The sequence below is a fragment of the Microbacterium sp. LMI1x-1-1.1 genome (genome assembly GCF_040676205.1).
Taxonomy (GTDB): Bacteria; Actinomycetota; Actinomycetes; order Actinomycetales; family Microbacteriaceae; genus Microbacterium; species Microbacterium aquilitoris.
Genome location: NZ_JBEGHM010000002.1, coordinates 1,037,238 through 1,053,207 on the forward strand (window position 1 = coordinate 1,037,238; position 15,970 = coordinate 1,053,207).

General features: G+C 68.7%; 17 protein-coding genes, 1 tRNA gene and 1 pseudogene. 7 read left to right on the forward strand and 12 right to left on the reverse strand.

Annotated elements, in window-relative coordinates:
* Position 1 precedes the first annotated feature (1 nt).
* The 5 genes and pseudogenes from MRBLMI1x_RS12800 (at position 2) to MRBLMI1x_RS12820 (ending at position 4,707) form a co-directional block, all read left to right on the forward strand.
* Positions 2-1,045, forward strand: a complete 1,044-nt coding sequence (locus MRBLMI1x_RS12800; RefSeq protein ID WP_018186606.1) for an App1 family protein — start codon at positions 2-4, stop codon at positions 1,043-1,045.
* 10 nt (positions 1,046-1,055) lie between these two features.
* Positions 1,056-1,763, forward strand: coding sequence for an SOS response-associated peptidase (locus MRBLMI1x_RS12805; RefSeq protein ID WP_363459178.1), 708 nt, complete (start codon positions 1,056-1,058; stop codon positions 1,761-1,763).
* A gap of 10 nt (positions 1,764-1,773) precedes the next feature.
* A pseudogene (locus tag MRBLMI1x_RS12810) lies at positions 1,774-2,628 on the forward strand (3-methyladenine DNA glycosylase); the annotation flags it as partial.
* Between the two features lie 879 nt (positions 2,629-3,507).
* A complete protein-coding gene (locus tag MRBLMI1x_RS12815) occupies positions 3,508-3,942 on the forward strand; it encodes an ANTAR domain-containing protein (protein WP_363459180.1) in 435 nt (144 codons plus the stop codon).
* A 30-nt stretch (positions 3,943-3,972) separates the two neighbouring features.
* Positions 3,973-4,707 carry an ANTAR domain-containing protein gene (locus tag MRBLMI1x_RS12820; RefSeq protein WP_116229194.1) on the forward strand — a complete coding sequence of 245 codons (735 nt, stop codon included), beginning with the start codon at positions 3,973-3,975 and terminating at the stop codon, positions 4,705-4,707.
* Between the two features lie 108 nt (positions 4,708-4,815).
* Here MRBLMI1x_RS12820 and MRBLMI1x_RS12825 read toward each other — a convergent pair.
* The 10 genes from MRBLMI1x_RS12825 to rplU all read right to left on the reverse strand — a co-directional run bounded on the left by MRBLMI1x_RS12825 (position 4,816) and on the right by rplU (position 11,667).
* A tRNA-Ala gene (locus MRBLMI1x_RS12825) sits at positions 4,816-4,891 on the reverse strand.
* 72 nt (positions 4,892-4,963) lie between these two features.
* Positions 4,964-5,341: a ribosome silencing factor gene (gene rsfS / locus MRBLMI1x_RS12830; RefSeq protein WP_020097446.1), complete on the reverse strand. Its 378-nt coding sequence runs from the start codon at positions 5,339-5,341 to the stop codon at positions 4,964-4,966.
* Positions 5,341-6,480, reverse strand: coding sequence for a hypothetical protein (locus tag MRBLMI1x_RS12835; RefSeq protein ID WP_020097447.1), 1,140 nt, complete (start codon positions 6,478-6,480; stop codon positions 5,341-5,343). Before MRBLMI1x_RS12835 ends, rsfS begins: the two co-directional genes overlap by 1 nt.
* Positions 6,477-7,073: a nicotinate-nucleotide adenylyltransferase gene (nadD, locus tag MRBLMI1x_RS12840; protein ID WP_363459183.1), complete on the reverse strand. Its 597-nt coding sequence runs from the start codon at positions 7,071-7,073 to the stop codon at positions 6,477-6,479. Before nadD ends, MRBLMI1x_RS12835 begins: the two co-directional genes overlap by 4 nt.
* A 10-nt stretch (positions 7,074-7,083) precedes the next feature.
* Positions 7,084-7,308 carry a hypothetical protein gene (locus tag MRBLMI1x_RS12845; protein ID WP_020097448.1) on the reverse strand — a complete coding sequence of 75 codons (225 nt, stop codon included), beginning with the start codon at positions 7,306-7,308 and terminating at the stop codon, positions 7,084-7,086.
* Positions 7,309-7,352: 44 nt separating this feature from the next.
* Positions 7,353-8,612 carry a glutamate-5-semialdehyde dehydrogenase gene (locus MRBLMI1x_RS12850; RefSeq protein WP_363459185.1) on the reverse strand — a complete coding sequence of 420 codons (1,260 nt, stop codon included), beginning with the start codon at positions 8,610-8,612 and terminating at the stop codon, positions 7,353-7,355.
* A 39-nt stretch (positions 8,613-8,651) separates the two neighbouring features.
* Positions 8,652-9,482 (reverse strand): glutamate 5-kinase, encoded by an 831-nt coding sequence (gene proB, locus MRBLMI1x_RS12855; RefSeq protein WP_363459187.1) that lies wholly within the window; start codon positions 9,480-9,482, stop codon positions 8,652-8,654.
* Complete coding sequence (gene obgE, locus MRBLMI1x_RS12860) at positions 9,479-10,987, reverse strand: GTPase ObgE (RefSeq protein ID WP_018186594.1); 1,509 nt, start codon at positions 10,985-10,987, stop codon at positions 9,479-9,481. Before obgE ends, proB begins: the two co-directional genes overlap by 4 nt.
* A gap of 92 nt (positions 10,988-11,079) precedes the next feature.
* Positions 11,080-11,337: a 50S ribosomal protein L27 gene (gene rpmA / locus MRBLMI1x_RS12865; RefSeq protein ID WP_018186593.1), complete on the reverse strand. Its 258-nt coding sequence runs from the start codon at positions 11,335-11,337 to the stop codon at positions 11,080-11,082.
* A 21-nt stretch (positions 11,338-11,358) separates the two neighbouring features.
* Positions 11,359-11,667 carry a 50S ribosomal protein L21 gene (gene rplU / locus MRBLMI1x_RS12870; protein ID WP_026302840.1) on the reverse strand — a complete coding sequence of 103 codons (309 nt, stop codon included), beginning with the start codon at positions 11,665-11,667 and terminating at the stop codon, positions 11,359-11,361.
* A gap of 211 nt (positions 11,668-11,878) precedes the next feature.
* Between rplU and MRBLMI1x_RS12875 the strand changes: the two genes are divergently transcribed.
* Positions 11,879-12,151 carry a DUF4031 domain-containing protein gene (locus tag MRBLMI1x_RS12875; protein ID WP_018186591.1) on the forward strand — a complete coding sequence of 91 codons (273 nt, stop codon included), beginning with the start codon at positions 11,879-11,881 and terminating at the stop codon, positions 12,149-12,151.
* 9 nt (positions 12,152-12,160) lie between these two features.
* On the opposite strand, the gene MRBLMI1x_RS12880 is transcribed toward MRBLMI1x_RS12875, so the two are convergent.
* On the reverse strand, positions 12,161-14,596 hold the full coding sequence (locus tag MRBLMI1x_RS12880) for an Rne/Rng family ribonuclease (RefSeq protein ID WP_363459191.1): 2,436 nt from the start codon (positions 14,594-14,596) through the stop codon (positions 12,161-12,163).
* A 299-nt stretch (positions 14,597-14,895) separates the two neighbouring features.
* Here MRBLMI1x_RS12880 and MRBLMI1x_RS12885 point away from each other — a divergent pair, with 299 nt between their 5' ends.
* Complete coding sequence (locus MRBLMI1x_RS12885; protein ID WP_018186589.1) at positions 14,896-15,501, forward strand: vitamin K epoxide reductase family protein; 606 nt, start codon at positions 14,896-14,898, stop codon at positions 15,499-15,501.
* A 52-nt stretch (positions 15,502-15,553) separates the two neighbouring features.
* Here the strand turns inward: MRBLMI1x_RS12885 and ndk are convergent, their stop codons facing one another.
* Positions 15,554-15,970, reverse strand: coding sequence for a nucleoside-diphosphate kinase (gene ndk, locus MRBLMI1x_RS12890; protein ID WP_116229198.1), 417 nt, complete (start codon positions 15,968-15,970; stop codon positions 15,554-15,556).

Genomic DNA, 15,970 nt, shown 5'->3' on the forward strand with positions numbered 1-15,970 from the left:
GATGTCCTCCTCCCCCCGCGACGCCAAGGTGCTCTGGCTGGCACGCCTCGAATACCGGTTCCACGCCTGGCGCGAGAAGCGCGCCCGCGCGAACGGCCGCCGGCCCACGGTCGCCGCGTTCCCCGGGTACGGCAGCACGCAGTGGGTGCGCGTCCTCGGCCGGGTGCTGATCCCCCCGAAGGCCAAGCGCCGAGAGCGGGGCGACTACGCCGGTGTGCGCGGATGGCGGAGTTTCGCCGCCGTGCCGATCGCCCACGCGCGGGTGACCGTGATGATCGACGGGGTGAGCCACGAGGTCGCCGCCGATCGCGGTGGGGTCGTCGACGCCGTGCTCCCGGCCACGCTCGCAGCGGGCTGGCAGACGATCACGATGAGCGTGGAGGATGCCGACCCGGTCGACGCCCGCGTGTTCATCGTCGGAGACGACATCCGGTTCGGGGTGATCTCGGACGTGGACGACACCGTCATGGTCACCGCCCTCCCCCGGCCCTTCGTAGCGGCGTGGAACTCCTTCGTCCTCAACGAGCACGCCCGCCAGCCGGTTCCCGGCATGGCCGTCCTGCTCGAGCGGCTCGTTCGTGAGAACCCCGGGTCGCCCATCCTGTATCTCTCGACAGGTGCGTGGAACGTCGCGCCGACCCTGGTGCGATTCCAGCGGCGGCATCTGTTCCCCCTCGGCGCGATGCTCCTGACGGACTGGGGTCCGACGCACGACCGGTGGTTCCGCAGCGGCAAGGAGCACAAGCACGAGAACCTGCGCCGCCTGGCGGATGAGTTCCCCGACATCGACTGGTTGCTCATCGGCGACGACGGTCAGCACGATGACGAGATCTACACGCAGTTCACGATCGAGCATCCCGAGCAGGTCGCCGCCGTCGCGATCCGGCGACTGACTCCCGCCGAGGCGGTCCTCGCGGGCGGTCGGACGGCCGTGGACGACCACAGCGCCGCGGGCGTGCCCTGGGTCACCGGCGACGACGGCGCGGAGCTGCTCGAGCGACTGACCGACGTCGACATCGTCCGCGATGTCCCCACCTCCTCCTAGGCTGACAGCCATGTGCGGTCGCTTCGTCGTTGCCAACGTCGCCTCGGAACTGGTCGGCGTTCTCCGCGTCGACGTCGAGAGCGACGACCTCCCCGCTCCGTCGTACAACATCGCCCCGACCTCGCGGGTGGGTATCGTCCTCGACTCGGCCAAGACCGACCCGCCCACACGGCGGCTGGAGCCGGCGCGCTGGGGCCTCGTCCCCTCGTGGGCGAAGGACGTGAAGGTCGGCGCGCGGGCGTTCAACGCGCGTTCGGAGGAGCTCGAGGACAAGCCGATGTTCCGGCAGGCCCTCATCAAGCGCCGCGCGATCGTGCCTGCCACCGGGTACTACGAGTGGCAGACGACCGACGAGGGCAAGACGCCGTACTTCATCCATGCCGCCGACGGGTCCCCGCTGCTGTTCGCGGGACTCTACGAGTGGTGGAAGGACCCGGCGAAGGCCGAGGACGACCCCACGCGCTGGGTGCTGTCCTTCACAATCATCACGCGCGACGCCGTCGCGCCGCTCGGGTCGATCCACGACCGGATGCCGCTGTTCCTCGACGCCGACTTCGCCGACGCGTGGCTCGATACCGAGGTGGACAACGTCGGCGACCTCCTCGACGCCGCCGTCGACGCGGCCCCCCAGGTCGTCGCCGGCCTCACCGACCACGTCGTCTCCAGCGCCGTCGGCAACGTCCGCAACGACTCCCCCGAACTCATCCAGCCCCTCTGACCGGCCCGTGATGCCCACCCTGACGAGCGACGTCCTCGCGCGGACCGACTGGACCGAGCGGATGCGAGCGCACGCCGAGCGGGCCGATGCGCTGACCGCCGGACGCCGTCATCGCGCGGCCAGGGGCGAGACGCACCCGGTCGACGACTTCCTCTACACGTACTACTCCTACAAGCCGGCCGTCCTGCGCCGCTGGCATCCGGGGCGTGACGTCCGGTTGGCGGATGCCGCGGACTCGCCGCACGCGGGGTGGCGCTGGTACCGCAGCGAGGCGGGCACCGTCGCGGCCGACGCCGACGCGTTCCTCACCGAGAAGGCGCCGCTGGTCCGCGCGATCCGGGGCATCCTGTCGAGCACGCTGGGGCGGACGGGCTCGTACGGATGCTTCGGCCTTCACGAGTGGGCGATGGTCTACCGGGACGGTGAGACGCGGCATCCCGTGCCGTTGCGACTCGGTGCCGAGGGGACGGATGCCGTCGTCGAGGCGCACGATCTGCGATGCACGCACATCGACGCGTTCCGCTTCTTCACGCCCGACGCGGCGCCACGCAATCGCTTCGCTCCCACGCGCGACACGCAGGCGCTGACGGAGCAGCCGGGGTGTCTCCACGCGGGGATGGACCTCTACAAGTGGGCGGTGAAGCTCGGCCCGCTCGTTCCCGGCGAGCTGCTCCTGGATGCGTTCGTGCTCGCCCGCGACATCCGGGAACTCGACATGCGAGCCTCGCCGTACGACCTCAGCGACTGGGGCTACTCCCCCGTGCCCATCGAGACGCCGGCGGGCAAGGCCGAGTACGTCGCTGGGCAACGACGGTTCACCGAGCGGTCGCAGCCGATCCGCGCGCGGCTCCTCGCGCTGATCGACGTGGCGAGGGAGAACGAAAACGTCAAGACCCTCGACCCGCTGTCGTGGGAAGGTCACTATCGAAGAAGCGAGAGGATGACACCAATGAGCACCAACGACACGCCCACCACGCCCGACCTGGAACGACTCGTCGGCGGCGAGCAGGATGGCCTCCCCCCGGCGCCAATGGGGGCACCAGACGATGTGGACACGATCGCACCCGAGGCCCGCTTCCACGCACCCCGAGGTGGAGACCTCGAGGTGGACGATGCCTCGGACACATGAGGTCGTCACTGCATTGAGCGCCGCGCCGGGATCGTCTCGACGGCCTGTTTCGCGGCCCGAAGTCGCTGGTACCGGCCGAGGGGGGTTGACGCATCATCAAACGCGATGAAACCCCCATCAACGCGGACGACGTAACCCACACGTCGCGCGTGGTCGTCGCAGACGTGCAATCCCGGCTCGGTTACCTTCCACTGGAGCGCGTCCTTCTGTGGTCCGAGGTACGTCGGCATCACGGTCCTCTGCTCTCGTTCTGATGGTGAGCCGGGGTCCGGGGCAACGTGGTGCCACTGTAATGCCACCCCGGAGACCGGCACAAGAAGATCGATGCGAGCTCGCGGACTCCCTACAATGGGATCAGCGTCCCTGGACCTCGGCCGCCTCGGGATACCCAGGTCTGGAGGAAACGTGCTCGGTTCCGACTCAGTAGACGATGATCCGATTTGTGCGGTCTTTCTGACGATGCTCCCGATCCATCATGTGGGCGTCTCGACGCTGGGTGATCCGTTCGACGTCGAGACTGTGTGCGCGAGCGACGGCGCGGCTGCGGCGCTCGAAGAGGTCCAGTTGAGTTCCGGGGTTGGGCCAGGCTGGGACGCCCGGATCGCGCGTGCTCCTGTGCTTCTGCACGACCTCCGCGACGCGACGACGACGGACTGGCCCATGCTCCGGTCCGTCGCCGCCTACCACGGTGTTCGCTCCCTCTACGCGTTCCCGATGACGGTCGGCGCGCTCGAGGTGGGGGTCGTCGATCTGTACGCCGACGGCCTCGGAGCGCTGAAACAGCGAGATCTTGCTCTCGCCTCCGTGATGGCGGATGCCGCCGCCCTTCGCATCTTCGAGCGGGTTCTATCCGGCAACGATGCCGACGGCGGATCCGGAGGGTCGTCTCGACGTGTCGTCCACCAGGCGACCGGAATGGTGTGCGCCCAGCTGCGAGTGAATTCCAACGACGCTCTCGTGGTCATCCGTGCCCATGCTTTCGCGTCTGGAAGATCAGTGACGCAGATTGCGGAGTCCATCATCAGTCGCGAAATCGATTTCACCGCCTGAGACCGGATCGATTCGGAGGAGGTTGCAGACATGGGCAGGGAAATGCGGGAGAAGCAGCTCATCGAGACGTTCGTGGAGATCGCGGACACCATGGTGGGTGGATATGACGTGGTCGATCTGCTGTATCGCCTGGTGTCACGGTGCTCGGTGATCTTCTCGGCGGCGGACGCCGGCATACTTCTGCGCATCGGAGGGCAACCACTCGAAGTCGTCGCCTCGACGACGGAGCGAAGCCAGCTCATCAGCCTCCTGCAGCTCACCGCGGATGAGGGTCCGTGCGTCGACGCCTATCGATCTGGCGAGCCGGTGACGGTCGACGACATCTCATCCATCCGCGAGCGCTGGCCGCTCTTCGCGGAGAAGGCAGGGGCTCTGGGCTACAACTGGATGCATGCTGTGCCGTTGCGTCTGCGCGACGAGGTCATCGGGTCGCTCAATCTTTTCGGCGACGGTTCCGAAAGCCTCAGTCCCGAGGACTCTCTCGCAGCGCGTGGGCTGGCCGACATCGCCACGATCGGCATTCTCCACGAGCAGGCTTTCCGCGAGGCGGATGCGGCGCGCACGCAGCTGCAGCAGGCGCTCGACAGTCGAGTCGTGATCGAACAGGCGAAGGGTGTCCTGGCTCATGCGCACAACATCGATATGGACGAGGCATTTCAGCGTCTACGGGCACAGGCACGCACGAATCAGCAACGCCTCGCCGACGTCGCCCGCGACGTCGTGGCGCATGCCAGCGACCGGACGCGTGACCTCGAGGATTTGTGACCGGCGCGCGCGGGTCTACAGGAACCCGCGGAGTGCGCTCCGGACCTCGACGAGCACGTGACACCCGCACCTTCCAGAAACACAAAAACCCCGGCGAACCGGGGTATTTGGTGGACCTGAGGGGACTCGAACCCCTGACCCCCTGCATGCCATGCAGGTGCGCTACCAGCTGCGCCACAGGCCCTTGGTCGCCGCTCGCGGCAACTCATCCAGCTTACTACACGCGGAGGAGTGCTCTGAACACGCGGCGACGACGTCACTCGCTGCGCGTGGGCTCCGCGATCGTCACGGGGATGATCGGGCAGTCCTTCCACAGGCGCTCGAGGCCGTAGAACACGCGCTCCTCTTCGTGGAAGACGTGGACGACCAGGTCGCCGAAGTCGATCAGCACCCAGCGCGATTCGTCGCGTCCCTCGCGGCGCAGGCGCTTCTGGCCCGCCTCGAGCATCTTGTCCTCGACCTCGTCGGCGATGGCGGCGACGTTGCGCTCGCTGTTACCGGTGACGAGGAGGAAGGCGTCGATCAGCGGAAGCGGTCCCGACACGTCGAAGGCGACGAGATCGGTTCCCCCCTTGCTGTCGGCGGCGGCCGCGGCCACCTGGACCAGTTCGTGCGTGTGCTCTGCAGCAACCATTAAAAGACTCCGTTCACAACGGTGAAGATGAGCACCGTCGCGAGAGCCAGCCCGAGGGCACCGGCGCAGATCGCGAGGGTCATGATGAGGCGGCTTCCCTTTTCGGGAGCCGGGGGGCGGATGATCTCATCCGCACTCTTGATCGTACTGATCGCCGCCGATGCGGCGATCGGGGTCGGTGAGGATGCCGGCGGCAGTTCGCCGTCCATGAGGGCGGCGTCGGCATCCTTACCGTCGGATCCAGGGGACGTCCCCGTGGACCCGAAGCTCTCCGGCAACGCGTAACTGCCGGTGATGATCAGTTCTCCCGTGCCGAGGATCGGGACCGAGAGCGATCCGGTCTCGGGCGTCTGCGACAGGATCAGCGCGTTAGGCGCCGACGACGAGCCGCTGCCGCCGCGCGTCAGCAGGTGGTCGAACGACGGCGGCACGTCGACGGGCGCCGCACCGTCCGCGAGGAGTTGCGCGCCGAGCTCGGGAGCGACGACCCGCGCGGGCTCCGGCGCGTCGGTGGACTCGTCGGCCTCGGCTTCCACGTCCGCGGGGGCCGCGTCGAGGGGAACTTCTGCGGAGTCGGCATCCGGCTCGACAGTGTGCTCCGGCGCGTCCGAGACGGGTTCCGCAGATTCGTCCACCGAGGTCGACCCCTCAGCGTCCTCCTGCGGCGTCTCGGCGTCGTCGGCGGACGCATGGTCGTCATCGTGGTCCCCATCGGCGGGGATCCCATCGACCGGCTCACCATCGGCGGTCTCGTGCTCAGCCGTCTCGTGCTCGGTCGTCTCGTGCTCGGTCGCCGCGGCGTCGCCTGTCGAGACCTCGTCCGTTACGGGAGCGGACTCGACGACGTCGACCGTCCCAGTGCGCAGCTTCGCGAGATGCCGCGCCTGGCGTCGCGTCACGGGGTGGGCGTCAGGGTCGAGGTCCACGTCGTCCGCGAGAACGGCCGGAGTGCGCTCCGGGGCGACCTCGGACTCGTGCTCGACCTCGGCGAGAGCAGCCTCCACGGCAGCGGCGTCCGACGCGTCGGCATCCGCTTGCGCCTCTTCGGGCGTGATGATCGGCGTGGATGCCGTGTTGCGCAGCTCCCGCAGCTGCCGCCGTGTCAGGGGCGGGGTGCTCGGCTGGTCTGGTGTGCTCATGCCTTGCTCCGATACAGGTGATGCTTCGCAATGTATTGGACGACGCCGTCGGGCACGAGGTACCATACGGGGTGCCCACGGCTCACGCGAGCGCGGCAGTCGGTGGACGAGATGGACAGCGCCGGGATCTCGAGGACGCTGACGTCGTCCGAGGGCAGCCCGTCGACGCTCAGCGTGTGGCCCGGACGGGAGACCGCCACGAAGTGCGCGAGGTCCCACAGTTCGTCGACGTCCCGCCAGCCGACGATCTGCGCGATCGCGTCCGCACCGGTGATGAAGAAGAGCTGCGCATCGGGCCGCTGCGCTTTGAGGTCACGCAACGTGTCGATCGTGTAGGTGGCCCCGGTGCGGTCGACGTCGACACGACTGACGGTGAACATGGGGTTGGATGCCGTGGCGATGACGGTCATCAGATAGCGGTGCTCCGACGACGACACGCCGGACTTCTGCCAGGGCTGACCGGTCGGGACGAACACGACCTCGTCGAGGTCGAACGACTGCGCAACCTCGCTCGCCGCCACGAGGTGACCGTGGTGGATGGGGTCGAACGTGCCGCCCATCACACCGATACGCGGTGCCCGCGTGGTTCCCATGAACGCGGCCTCAGTGGTGGCCGTGGCCCGCCTGCTGCACGGGGTTCTTCGCGGCGTACGCCTCGGCCTTGTGGGCGTGACGGTTGGCCACGTTGCGGTACGACACGCTCACGAGGCCCAGCAGCATAAACAGCGCGAAAGCCACGATGCCGTACCCGTAGGTCGTGGCCATGACGTTTCCACCGTGGTGCTCAGTCTCGGCTGCGGCGAGGACGATGGTCGTCGCGAAGTTCATTCGGGCTCCGTTCGAGGGGTCGGGTGCAGGAACAGTTTAGGCGGTCAGGACCGGATCTGCCCGGCGCCCCGCGCCAACCACTTCGTGGTCGTCAGTTCGGGCAGCCCCATGGGCCCTCGGGCGTGGAGCTTCTGGGTCGAGATCCCCACCTCGGCGCCGAAGCCGAACTCTCCCCCGTCGGTGAACCGGGTCGACGCGTTGACCATCACGACGGCGGCATCCACTTCGGCCAGGAACCGTTCGGCGACGTCGTCGTCGGTCGTGATGATCGATTCGGTGTGCTGCGTCGAGTATCGCCGGATGTGAGCCAGCGCGTCGTCGAGGTCGTCGACGACGCGGATCGAGATGTCGAGGCTCATGTGCTCGGTGGCCCAGTCCTCGTCGGTCGCGGGTACGACATTCCGCCCGAAGGATGCCGCGGCGGCATCGCCGTGGACGGTCACGCCGCGTTCCTGCAGAGCCTCGATGACGGAGGGCAGGAGACGGGATGCCGCATCGCGGTGCACGAGGACGGTCTCCACCGCATTGCAGACACTCGGACGCTGCACCTTCGCGTTGACGACGATGTCGGTCGCCCAGTCCAGCGGTGCGGTCGCGTCGAGGACGATGTGCACGACGCCGGCACCGGTTTCGATGACGGGGACGGAGGACTCGGTGACGACGGTCTCGATGAGCTGCGCGCTCCCCCGCGGCACGAGGACGTCGACGAGGCCGCGCGCCCGCATGAGGGCCCGCGCACCATCGCGACCGAAGTCGTCGACGGTCTGGATCGCCTCGGGGTCGACGCCGGCGTCGGCGAGAGCGCCCCTCATCACCGAGATCAGCGCCGCATTGGTCGACTGCGCAGCACTCCCCCCTCGCAGCACCACCGCGTTCCCCGAACGGAGCGCGAGGGCGGCGATGTCGACGGTCACGTTGGGACGAGCCTCGTAGATCGACCCGATCACACCGAACGGCACGGAGACCTTCTGCAGGTGCAGCCCGTTGTCGAGGACGCGGTCGTCGAGGACGCGTCCGACGGGGTCGGGCAGCTGGGCGACGTCGCGCACCGCCGTCGCGAGGGCCGCGACCCGACTGCCGTCGAGGGTGAGCCGGTCGATGAGCCCCGTCGTGAGGCCGTCAGCTCGCCCGCGCGAGACGTCGTCGGCGTTCGCTTCGACGATCTCGTCGACGTTCTCATCGATGGCCTCGGCGATCGAACGCAGGAGGGCGGTCTTGGCGGCATCCGTCAGCAGTCCCAGCGACCGCGAGGCGGTCCGCGCCGAATGCATGCGCTCCTGGGGCGTGGCAGCGGTGATCGTCATCCGCCAAGTCTAGGGCGGCGGATGCCGGGTCTCAGCGTCTCAAGCGCCGTCGACCCGCACCGGAGCGGTAGCCACGGGAGCGGCGGGCTGGGGGTTCGGTGCGAACCAGGTGCCCACCTGTTCGCCCCGCAGGGCGTCGTGCACGAGGTCGGCGCTCGTGACGAGCACCGCGATCCCGGCGGATGCTGCCAGCCGAGCGGCCGAGGCCTTCGTCGCCGCTCCGCCCGTGCCGACACTGTTCACGACGACCGACCCGAACTGATAGCCCGACAGATCGTCGCCGTACGCGACGTCGATGATCGGGGTGGCGCCCGGCTCGTCCGGCGGGCGCGTGTAGAGAGTCTCGATGTCGCTCAGGAGCACGAGGGCGTCGGCGCCGACGAGCTGAGCCACGAGGGCCGCCAATCGGTCGTTGTCGCCGAAGCGGATCTCGTGGGTCGCGACGGTGTCGTTCTCGTTGACGATCGGGAGGATGCGCAGGCCCAGGAGGCGTTCCATGGCCCGTCGGGCGTTGGAACGGTGCGTCGGGTTCTCGAGGTCCCCCGCGGTCAGGAGCACCTGCCCGGCGACGATGTCGAAGGGCCGAAGGGCCTCCTGGTAGCGGTAGATCAGGACGTTCTGCCCGACGGCGGCCGCGGCCTGCTGCGTCGCGAGGTCGCTCGGACGGGCGTCGAGCAGCAGGAACGGCATCCCGGTCGCGATCGCACCCGAGGACACCAGGACGACCTCGGTCCCGCGGGCGTGCGCCTCGGCCAGGGCATCGACGATCGGCCCGATCTTCTCCGCGTTCTCACCACTGATGGACGACGAGCCCACCTTGACCACGACGCGGCGTGCGCCCGCGAGCCCGGCACGGTCCTGCAGCGTCACGACTCGTCCTCGTCCTCCCCGCGCGTCGCAGCGATCCGCTCGGACTCGAGCTCGGCGCGCGCCTCGGCCTTGGCATCCATCCGCTCGTGATAGCGATCACGGCGCTGCGAGGTCGTGCGACGGGGGTTCAGGTCGAGTCGGGGATCCGTGCCACGCGGCGCGGTCATGAGCTCAGCTGCGGAGCCGAGCGAGGGGTGCCAGTCGAAGACGATCCCGTCGCCGGCGCCGATGACGACCGTCGACCCAGCCTGCGCACCGGCCTTGAAGAGGCCGTCCTCCACGCCGAGCTTCTCGAGGCGGTCGGCCAGGAAGCCGACGGCCTCTTCGTTCTGGAAGTCCGTCTGCTGCACCCACCGCACCGGCTTGTCGCCGAGGATGCGGTAGATGTTGCCGTAGGTGCCACCCTCGACGCGGATCTCGAAGTCCTTCTTCGTTCCCTGCGGGCGGATGACGACGCGCTCGGGAGCGGGCGCCGCGGCCAGCGCCGCACGGTGCTCCTCGACGATCTCACCGAGGGCGAACGTCAGCTGACGGAGGCCGTCGCGGCTGACCGTCGAGATGTCGAAGACACGGAATCCGCGCTGCTCGAGCTCAGGGCGAACGAGATCTGCGAGCTCCTTCGCCTCGGGCACGTCGAGCTTGTTCAGCGCGACGAGCTGCGGCCGTTCGAGCAGTGGAATCTGCCCCTCGGGAACGGGGTAGGCGGCGAGCTCGGCCAGGATCACGTCGAGGTCGCTGATCGGGTCGCGACCGGGCTCCAGCGTCGCGCAGTCGAGCACGTGGACGAGGGCCGTGCAACGCTCGACGTGGCGGAGGAACTCGAGCCCGAGGCCCTTGCCCTCGCTCGCGCCTTCGATCAGCCCGGGGACGTCGGCCACGGTGTAGCGGGCATCGCCGGCCTGGACGACACCGAGGTTCGGGTGCAGCGTCGTGAACGGGTAGTCGGCGATCTTGGGCCGCGCCGCCGAGATGGCCGCGATGAGGCTCGACTTGCCGGCCGACGGGAACCCGACCAGAGCCACGTCAGCGACGGTCTTCAGCTCGAGCTGAACGTCGCCCTCCCACCCCGGGGTACCCAGGAGTGCGAATCCGGGCGCCTTGCGCTTCGGGTTCGCGAGCGCCGCGTTGCCGAGACCACCCTGGCCGCCGGGGGCGACGACGAAGCGGATGCCGGGCGTCGCCATGTCGACGAGGACCTCACCGGTCTCGTCCTTGACGACGGTTCCGACGGGCACCTGGAGCTCGAGCGGCTCGCCCTGGGCTCCGGAGCGGTGGTCTCCCATGCCGAAGCCGCCGTTACCGGCGGAACGGTGCGGCGAGTGGTGGTACGAGAGCAGGGTGGTGACCTGGGGGTCGGACACGAGGATGATGTCGCCGCCGTGCCCGCCGTTGCCGCCGTCAGGACCGGCGAGAGGCTTGAACTTCTCGCGCTTTACGGACACGCAGCCGTTGCCGCCCTTGCCTGCGCTCAAATGCAGCGTCACGCGATCGACGAACGTCACCATGCGGTGTCTCCTGACGGGGAAGCCGACCACGGTCGGCGGGGAAAAAGAGAGGGGCGGGCCGCAGCCCGCCCCTCGTCAAGGATTGTGTGTGGTCACTCAGCGACCGGCACGATGTTGACGACCTTGCGGCCGCCCTTCGTGCCGAACTCGACCGCACCGGCGGCCAGAGCGAACAGCGTGTCGTCGCCACCGCGGCCGACATCGGCGCCGGGGTGGAAGTGGGTGCCGCGCTGACGGACGATGATCTCGCCGGCGAGGACCTTCTGACCACCGAACCGCTTCACGCCGAGGCGCTGTGCGTTGGAGTCACGACCGTTACGGGTGGAGCTTGCGCCCTTTTTGTGTGCCATCTCTCGTGTCCTCTCGGCTACTTACTTGATGCCGGTGATCTTGACGCGCGTGAGGTCCTGGCGGTGGCCCTGGCGCTTCTTGTAGCCGGTCTTGTTCTTGAACTTCTGGATGATGATCTTCGGACCACGCTCTTCGCCGACGACCTCGGCGGTGACCTTGACCTTGGCGAGCTTGTCGGCGTCGGTCGTCACGGCGTCGCCGTCGACGAACAGGACGGCGGGGAGCTCGATCTTGTCGCCGATCTTGGCCGACTGACGGTCGAGGACGACGATCGTTCCGACCTGAACCTTCTCCTGACGGCCACCGGCGCGCACAACTGCGTAAACCACTTCACACCTTGTTTCTTCTGTGGAGCGCACGGCTCCGATTGTCTGATGAGACTGGAAGTCATGGTGCGGAAGCCAGGCTCTGCATCGCAACTGCCTGCGACACGTGACGCACCAAGGGACCAGAATACCCGATCCCCGCAGTGAGGGCAAAAGCGACCCCCGGCGCGTCGCGCGCGGTCCCGCCCGGGACGCGCCCGCCTAAGATCGGCGGATGACCGTTCTCGTCGACTCCGCGATGTGGCCCGCCCACGGCAGGCTGTGGGCCCACCTGGTCTCGGACAGCGACCTGGATGAGCTGCACGCCTTCGCGGCGACCCACGGCATCCCGCCGCGTGCATTCGATCGCGACCACTACGACGTCCCGGAGGACGCGATTGCGCGCCTGGTCGCCGGCGGCGCCGAGCAGGTCGGCGCGCACGAGCTCGTGCGCCGACTGATCGCCTCGGGACTGCGCGTCACCGCCCGCCAACGTCGGGGGCGGTGACGCGCCGGATCAGTCCTCCGGAGCCGTCTGGACGGGTGTGCCCGTGAGGGCGGCCGTCGTCACACGACGGCGCGCGCGGCCCTGACCCGGAGCCTTCGGCTCGGGGAGCGCCTCAAGGACCGAGTCGAGCAGACGATCGGCATCGGTCTTCGGCGCGGCATCCGCCTTCTTGCGACGGGGACGCTTGGCGCGCTCGGGCCGCTCGGCGACCTGCTCCTCCGCAGCGGCCGCGGCCGCCTCCTCGTGAGGCTGGATGGTGGATGCCGCGATCTGCGCGAGCGCGGACTTCACACCCTCCGTGATGACGTGGGTGTGGCCGGGTGCCGCGGCGGGGGCGTTTGCGCCCTGATTCTGCGACGAACCGCTGTTCTGGCGCGGACGGCGGTTGTTCCCGTTGTTGCCACCGTTGCCGTTGCCGCGGTCGCCGCCCGAGGAACGGTGCTTGACGACGGGGTCGTGGTGGACGATGACGCCTCGACCAGCGCACACCTCGCACGCCTCACTGAACGTCTCGAGCAGGCCGAGGCCGATCTTCTTGCGGGTCATCTGCACGAGGCCGAGCGAGGTGACCTCGGCGACCTGGTGCTTCGTCCGGTCGCGGCTCAGGCACTCGACGAGGCGGCGGAGCACGAGGTCGCGGTTGGACTCGAGCACCATGTCGATGAAGTCGACGACGATGATGCCGCCGATGTCGCGAAGGCGCAGCTGGCGGACGATCTCCTCCGCGGCCTCGAGGTTGTTCTTCGTGACCGTCTCTTCGAGGTTTCCGCCGGTGCCGACGAACTTGCCGGTGTTGACGTCGACGACCGTCATCGCCTCGGTGCGGTCGATGACGAGGGAACCACCGGAGGGCAGCCAGACCTTGCGATCCAGCGCCTTCTCGATCTGCTCGGTGACGCGGAAGACGTCGAACGGGTCCTGCTCGCCCTCGTACTTCTCGATGCGCTCGAGCAGGTCGGGAGCGACGCCCGTCAGGTACGACGTGATGGTCTCGTATGCCTCGTCGCCCTGGATGAGCATCTTGCGGAAGTCCTCGTTGAAGACATCGCGGACGATCTTGACCAGGAGGTCGGGCTCCGAGTGCAGGAGCGCCGGAGCCTGGCCGGTCTGCGCCTGCGTGCTGATGTGCTCCCACTGCGAGGTGAGCCGCTGGACGTCCCTCGTCAGTTGCTCCTCGGTCGCGCCCTCGGCGGCCGTGCGCACGATGACGCCGGACGACTCCGGGAGGACCTCCTTGAGGATCTTCTTCAGGCGAGCACGCTCGGTGTCGGGGAGCTTCCGGGAGATGCCGTTCATGGCGCCGCCGGGAACGTACACCAGGTAGCGACCCGGAAGGGAGATCTGGCTCGTCAGGCGGGCGCCCTTGTGGCCGACGGGGTCCTTCGTGACCTGCACGAGGACACGGTCGCCGGACTTGAGTGCCAGCTCGATCCGGCGGGGCTGGTTGCCGGTCTCGACGGCATCCCAGTCGACCTCACCGGAGTACAGCACGGCGTTGCGGCCGCGACCGATGTCGACGAAGGCCGCCTCCATGCTGGGGAGGACGTTCTGCACGCGACCGAGGTACACGTTGCCGATGAGCGACGCATCCTGGTTGCGGGCGACGTAGTGCTCGACGAGGACGTTGTCCTCGAGCACGCCGATCTGGATGCGACCGCCGCGCGAGCGGACGATCATGTCGCGATCGACGGACTCGCGGCGGGCGAGGAACTCGGCCTCGGTGACGACGGCGCGGCGACGACCGGCTTCGCGCCCGTCGCGACGGCGCTGCTTCTTGGCTTCGAGTCGCGTGGATCCCTTGATCCGCTGCGGCTCGGTGATGACCTCGACGGCGCGGCGGCGGGGCGCGACCGGCTCGTCGTTCTGCTCGACGGCGTTGCCACCGCGACGACGGTTGCGACGACGCGAGCTGCCGCCGGACTCGGCGGACGGCTCATCACGGTCGTCACGCCCACGGTCGTCCCGGCCGCGGTCGTCCCGGTCGCGCTCGTCGCGCGCCGCAGCCGGCAACGGCGGGACCTCGGGGGCGTAGAAGTGGAGGGCCGTCGACACGGCCGAGACGAACTGTTCGGGCAGGAGCCCGAGGCTGACCGCCGTCGGGATCGTCGGCTCGGCAGGCTGCTCCGGCTCAGCGGGCTTCTCCGGCTCGGCAGGCTTCTCCGGCTCGGTGGACCGCTCCGGCTCGGCGGGCTGCTCGGGCTCGGCGGGCTGCTCGGGCTCGGCAGGCTGCTCGGGCTCGGCAGGCTGCTCGGCCTCCGCGGACGGAGCGTCTTCCGTCGGCTCCTCGGGACCGGAGGACTGGACGTGCTGCTCGGGCTCGACCTGCTGCTCGAGCTGAGCTGCATCCTGATCGGACGACGCCACCTCGGCGGTCTGGTCGGCCGTGGCCGTCAGATCCCCATCGATCGCGTCGGTCGCTGTCGTGTCGTTCGTGTCATCTGCCATCTCTGGCCTACTCCCAGCCGACGGCCCCGCGTGCCGTCCGGCGAAAATCGGGCGGCGACGCTCCGGTCTCGGAGGTGCCGCGAACTCATTCGGTCTGCAGCCGATCCCCGCACACTCGGCGGGGTGATGCTGCGCGGGCGTGATCGCCCGAAGTCTTCTGGTGACATCTTGGCGGCGCGGCCGCGGGGACGTCGAGCCCCATTATCCCACTACCCGGACCCGAACCGTGACCGGAGCTCTCCGATATGCACGGCCGGCGCATCAGAAAGGTGATCAGTCCCGATGGGATAATCGCCGACATGACCACGCGGACCCGCTCTCCCCGCCCGACCGTCTTCGCACTCTGGCTGATCTTCGCCGGCGTCGTGGGGTGGATCGCGGCGTTCGCACTGACCACCGAGAAGTTCTCGCTCCTCGAGAACCCCGGCTCGTCGGCATCCTGCGACATCAGCCTTCTCGTCCAGTGCGGGAAGAACCTCGACTCGGCCCAGGGGTCCGTGTTCGGGTTCCCGAACCCGATCCTCGGGCTCACCGGGTGGGTCGCTCCGATCGTGGTGGGTGCGGCGCTGCTGGCCGGGGCGCGCTTCGCGAAGTGGTTCTGGCTGCTGTTCGGGCTCGGCGTGACCGCTGCGTTCGCGTTCGTCCTCTGGCTCATCACGCAGAGCATCTTCGTGCTCGCCACCCTCTGCCCCTGGTGCATGGTGACGTGGTCTGTGACGATCCCGACGTTCTTCGCCGTCGCGGTCCACCTGGTCCGCGAAGGGGCGATCCCGGCATCCGCCGCCGTCCGACGACGCGCGGACGCACTCATGCCCTGGACACCGCTCATGGCCATCGTGGCGTTCGCGGTGGTGGGCGTGATCGCTCAGGTGCGACTGGACTGGATCTCCGAGTTCACCCGCTGAGACGACGACGCGCCCGCCCCGGTGATCGGGACGGGCGCGTGACGACGTGTCGTCAGTCGAACCAGATCGCGAGCTCCCGGTTCGCGGACTCGACGCTGTCGCTGCCGTGGACGAGGTTCTGTTGGACGGCGAGGCCCCAGTCGCGTCCGAAGTCCCCGCGGATCGTGCCGGGTGCGGCCGTCGTCGGGTCGGTGGTCCCCGCGAGCGAGCGGAAACCCTCGATGACGCGGTTGCCTGCGAGGCGGATCGCCACGGACGGGCCCGACATCATGAACTCGAGGAGCGGCTCGTAGAACGGCTTGCCCTCGTGCTCGGCGTAGTGCTGCTCGAGGCGCTCGCGATCGGGGTCGACGAGGCGGATGTCGACGAGCGAGTACCCCTTCGCCTCGATGCGGGCGAGGATCGCGCCGGTCAGTCCGCGCGCGACGCCGTCGGGCTTCACGAGGACGAGTGTCTGTTCGGTGGCCAT

What these genes read in the sequence shown, in the direction of transcription:
- MRBLMI1x_RS12820 (WP_116229194.1), top strand. Translation starts at nt 3,973, where the DNA reads ATGGGCAGGGAAATGCGGGAGAAGCAGCTCATCGAGACGTTCGTGGAG.
- MRBLMI1x_RS12845 (WP_020097448.1), bottom strand. Translation starts at nt 7,308, where the DNA reads ATGAACTTCGCGACGACCATCGTCCTCGCCGCAGCCGAGACTGAGCAC.
- MRBLMI1x_RS12805 (WP_363459178.1), top strand. Translation starts at nt 1,056, where the DNA reads ATGTGCGGTCGCTTCGTCGTTGCCAACGTCGCCTCGGAACTGGTCGGC.
- MRBLMI1x_RS12885 (WP_018186589.1), top strand. Translation starts at nt 14,896, where the DNA reads ATGACCACGCGGACCCGCTCTCCCCGCCCGACCGTCTTCGCACTCTGG.
- MRBLMI1x_RS12800 (WP_018186606.1), top strand. Translation starts at nt 2, where the DNA reads ATGTCCTCCTCCCCCCGCGACGCCAAGGTGCTCTGGCTGGCACGCCTC.
- nadD (WP_363459183.1), bottom strand. Translation starts at nt 7,073, where the DNA reads ATGGGAACCACGCGGGCACCGCGTATCGGTGTGATGGGCGGCACGTTC.
- obgE (WP_018186594.1), bottom strand. Translation starts at nt 10,987, where the DNA reads ATGGTGACGTTCGTCGATCGCGTGACGCTGCATTTGAGCGCAGGCAAG.
- MRBLMI1x_RS12875 (WP_018186591.1), top strand. Translation starts at nt 11,879, where the DNA reads ATGACCGTTCTCGTCGACTCCGCGATGTGGCCCGCCCACGGCAGGCTG.
- MRBLMI1x_RS12850 (WP_363459185.1), bottom strand. Translation starts at nt 8,612, where the DNA reads ATGACGATCACCGCTGCCACGCCCCAGGAGCGCATGCATTCGGCGCGG.
- rsfS (WP_020097446.1), bottom strand. Translation starts at nt 5,341, where the DNA reads ATGGTTGCTGCAGAGCACACGCACGAACTGGTCCAGGTGGCCGCGGCC.
- ndk (WP_116229198.1), bottom strand. Translation starts at nt 15,970, where the DNA reads ATGGCCACCGAACAGACACTCGTCCTCGTGAAGCCCGACGGCGTCGCG.
- rpmA (WP_018186593.1), bottom strand. Translation starts at nt 11,337, where the DNA reads ATGGCACACAAAAAGGGCGCAAGCTCCACCCGTAACGGTCGTGACTCC.
- MRBLMI1x_RS12835 (WP_020097447.1), bottom strand. Translation starts at nt 6,480, where the DNA reads ATGAGCACACCAGACCAGCCGAGCACCCCGCCCCTGACACGGCGGCAG.
- MRBLMI1x_RS12880 (WP_363459191.1), bottom strand. Translation starts at nt 14,596, where the DNA reads ATGGCAGATGACACGAACGACACGACAGCGACCGACGCGATCGATGGG.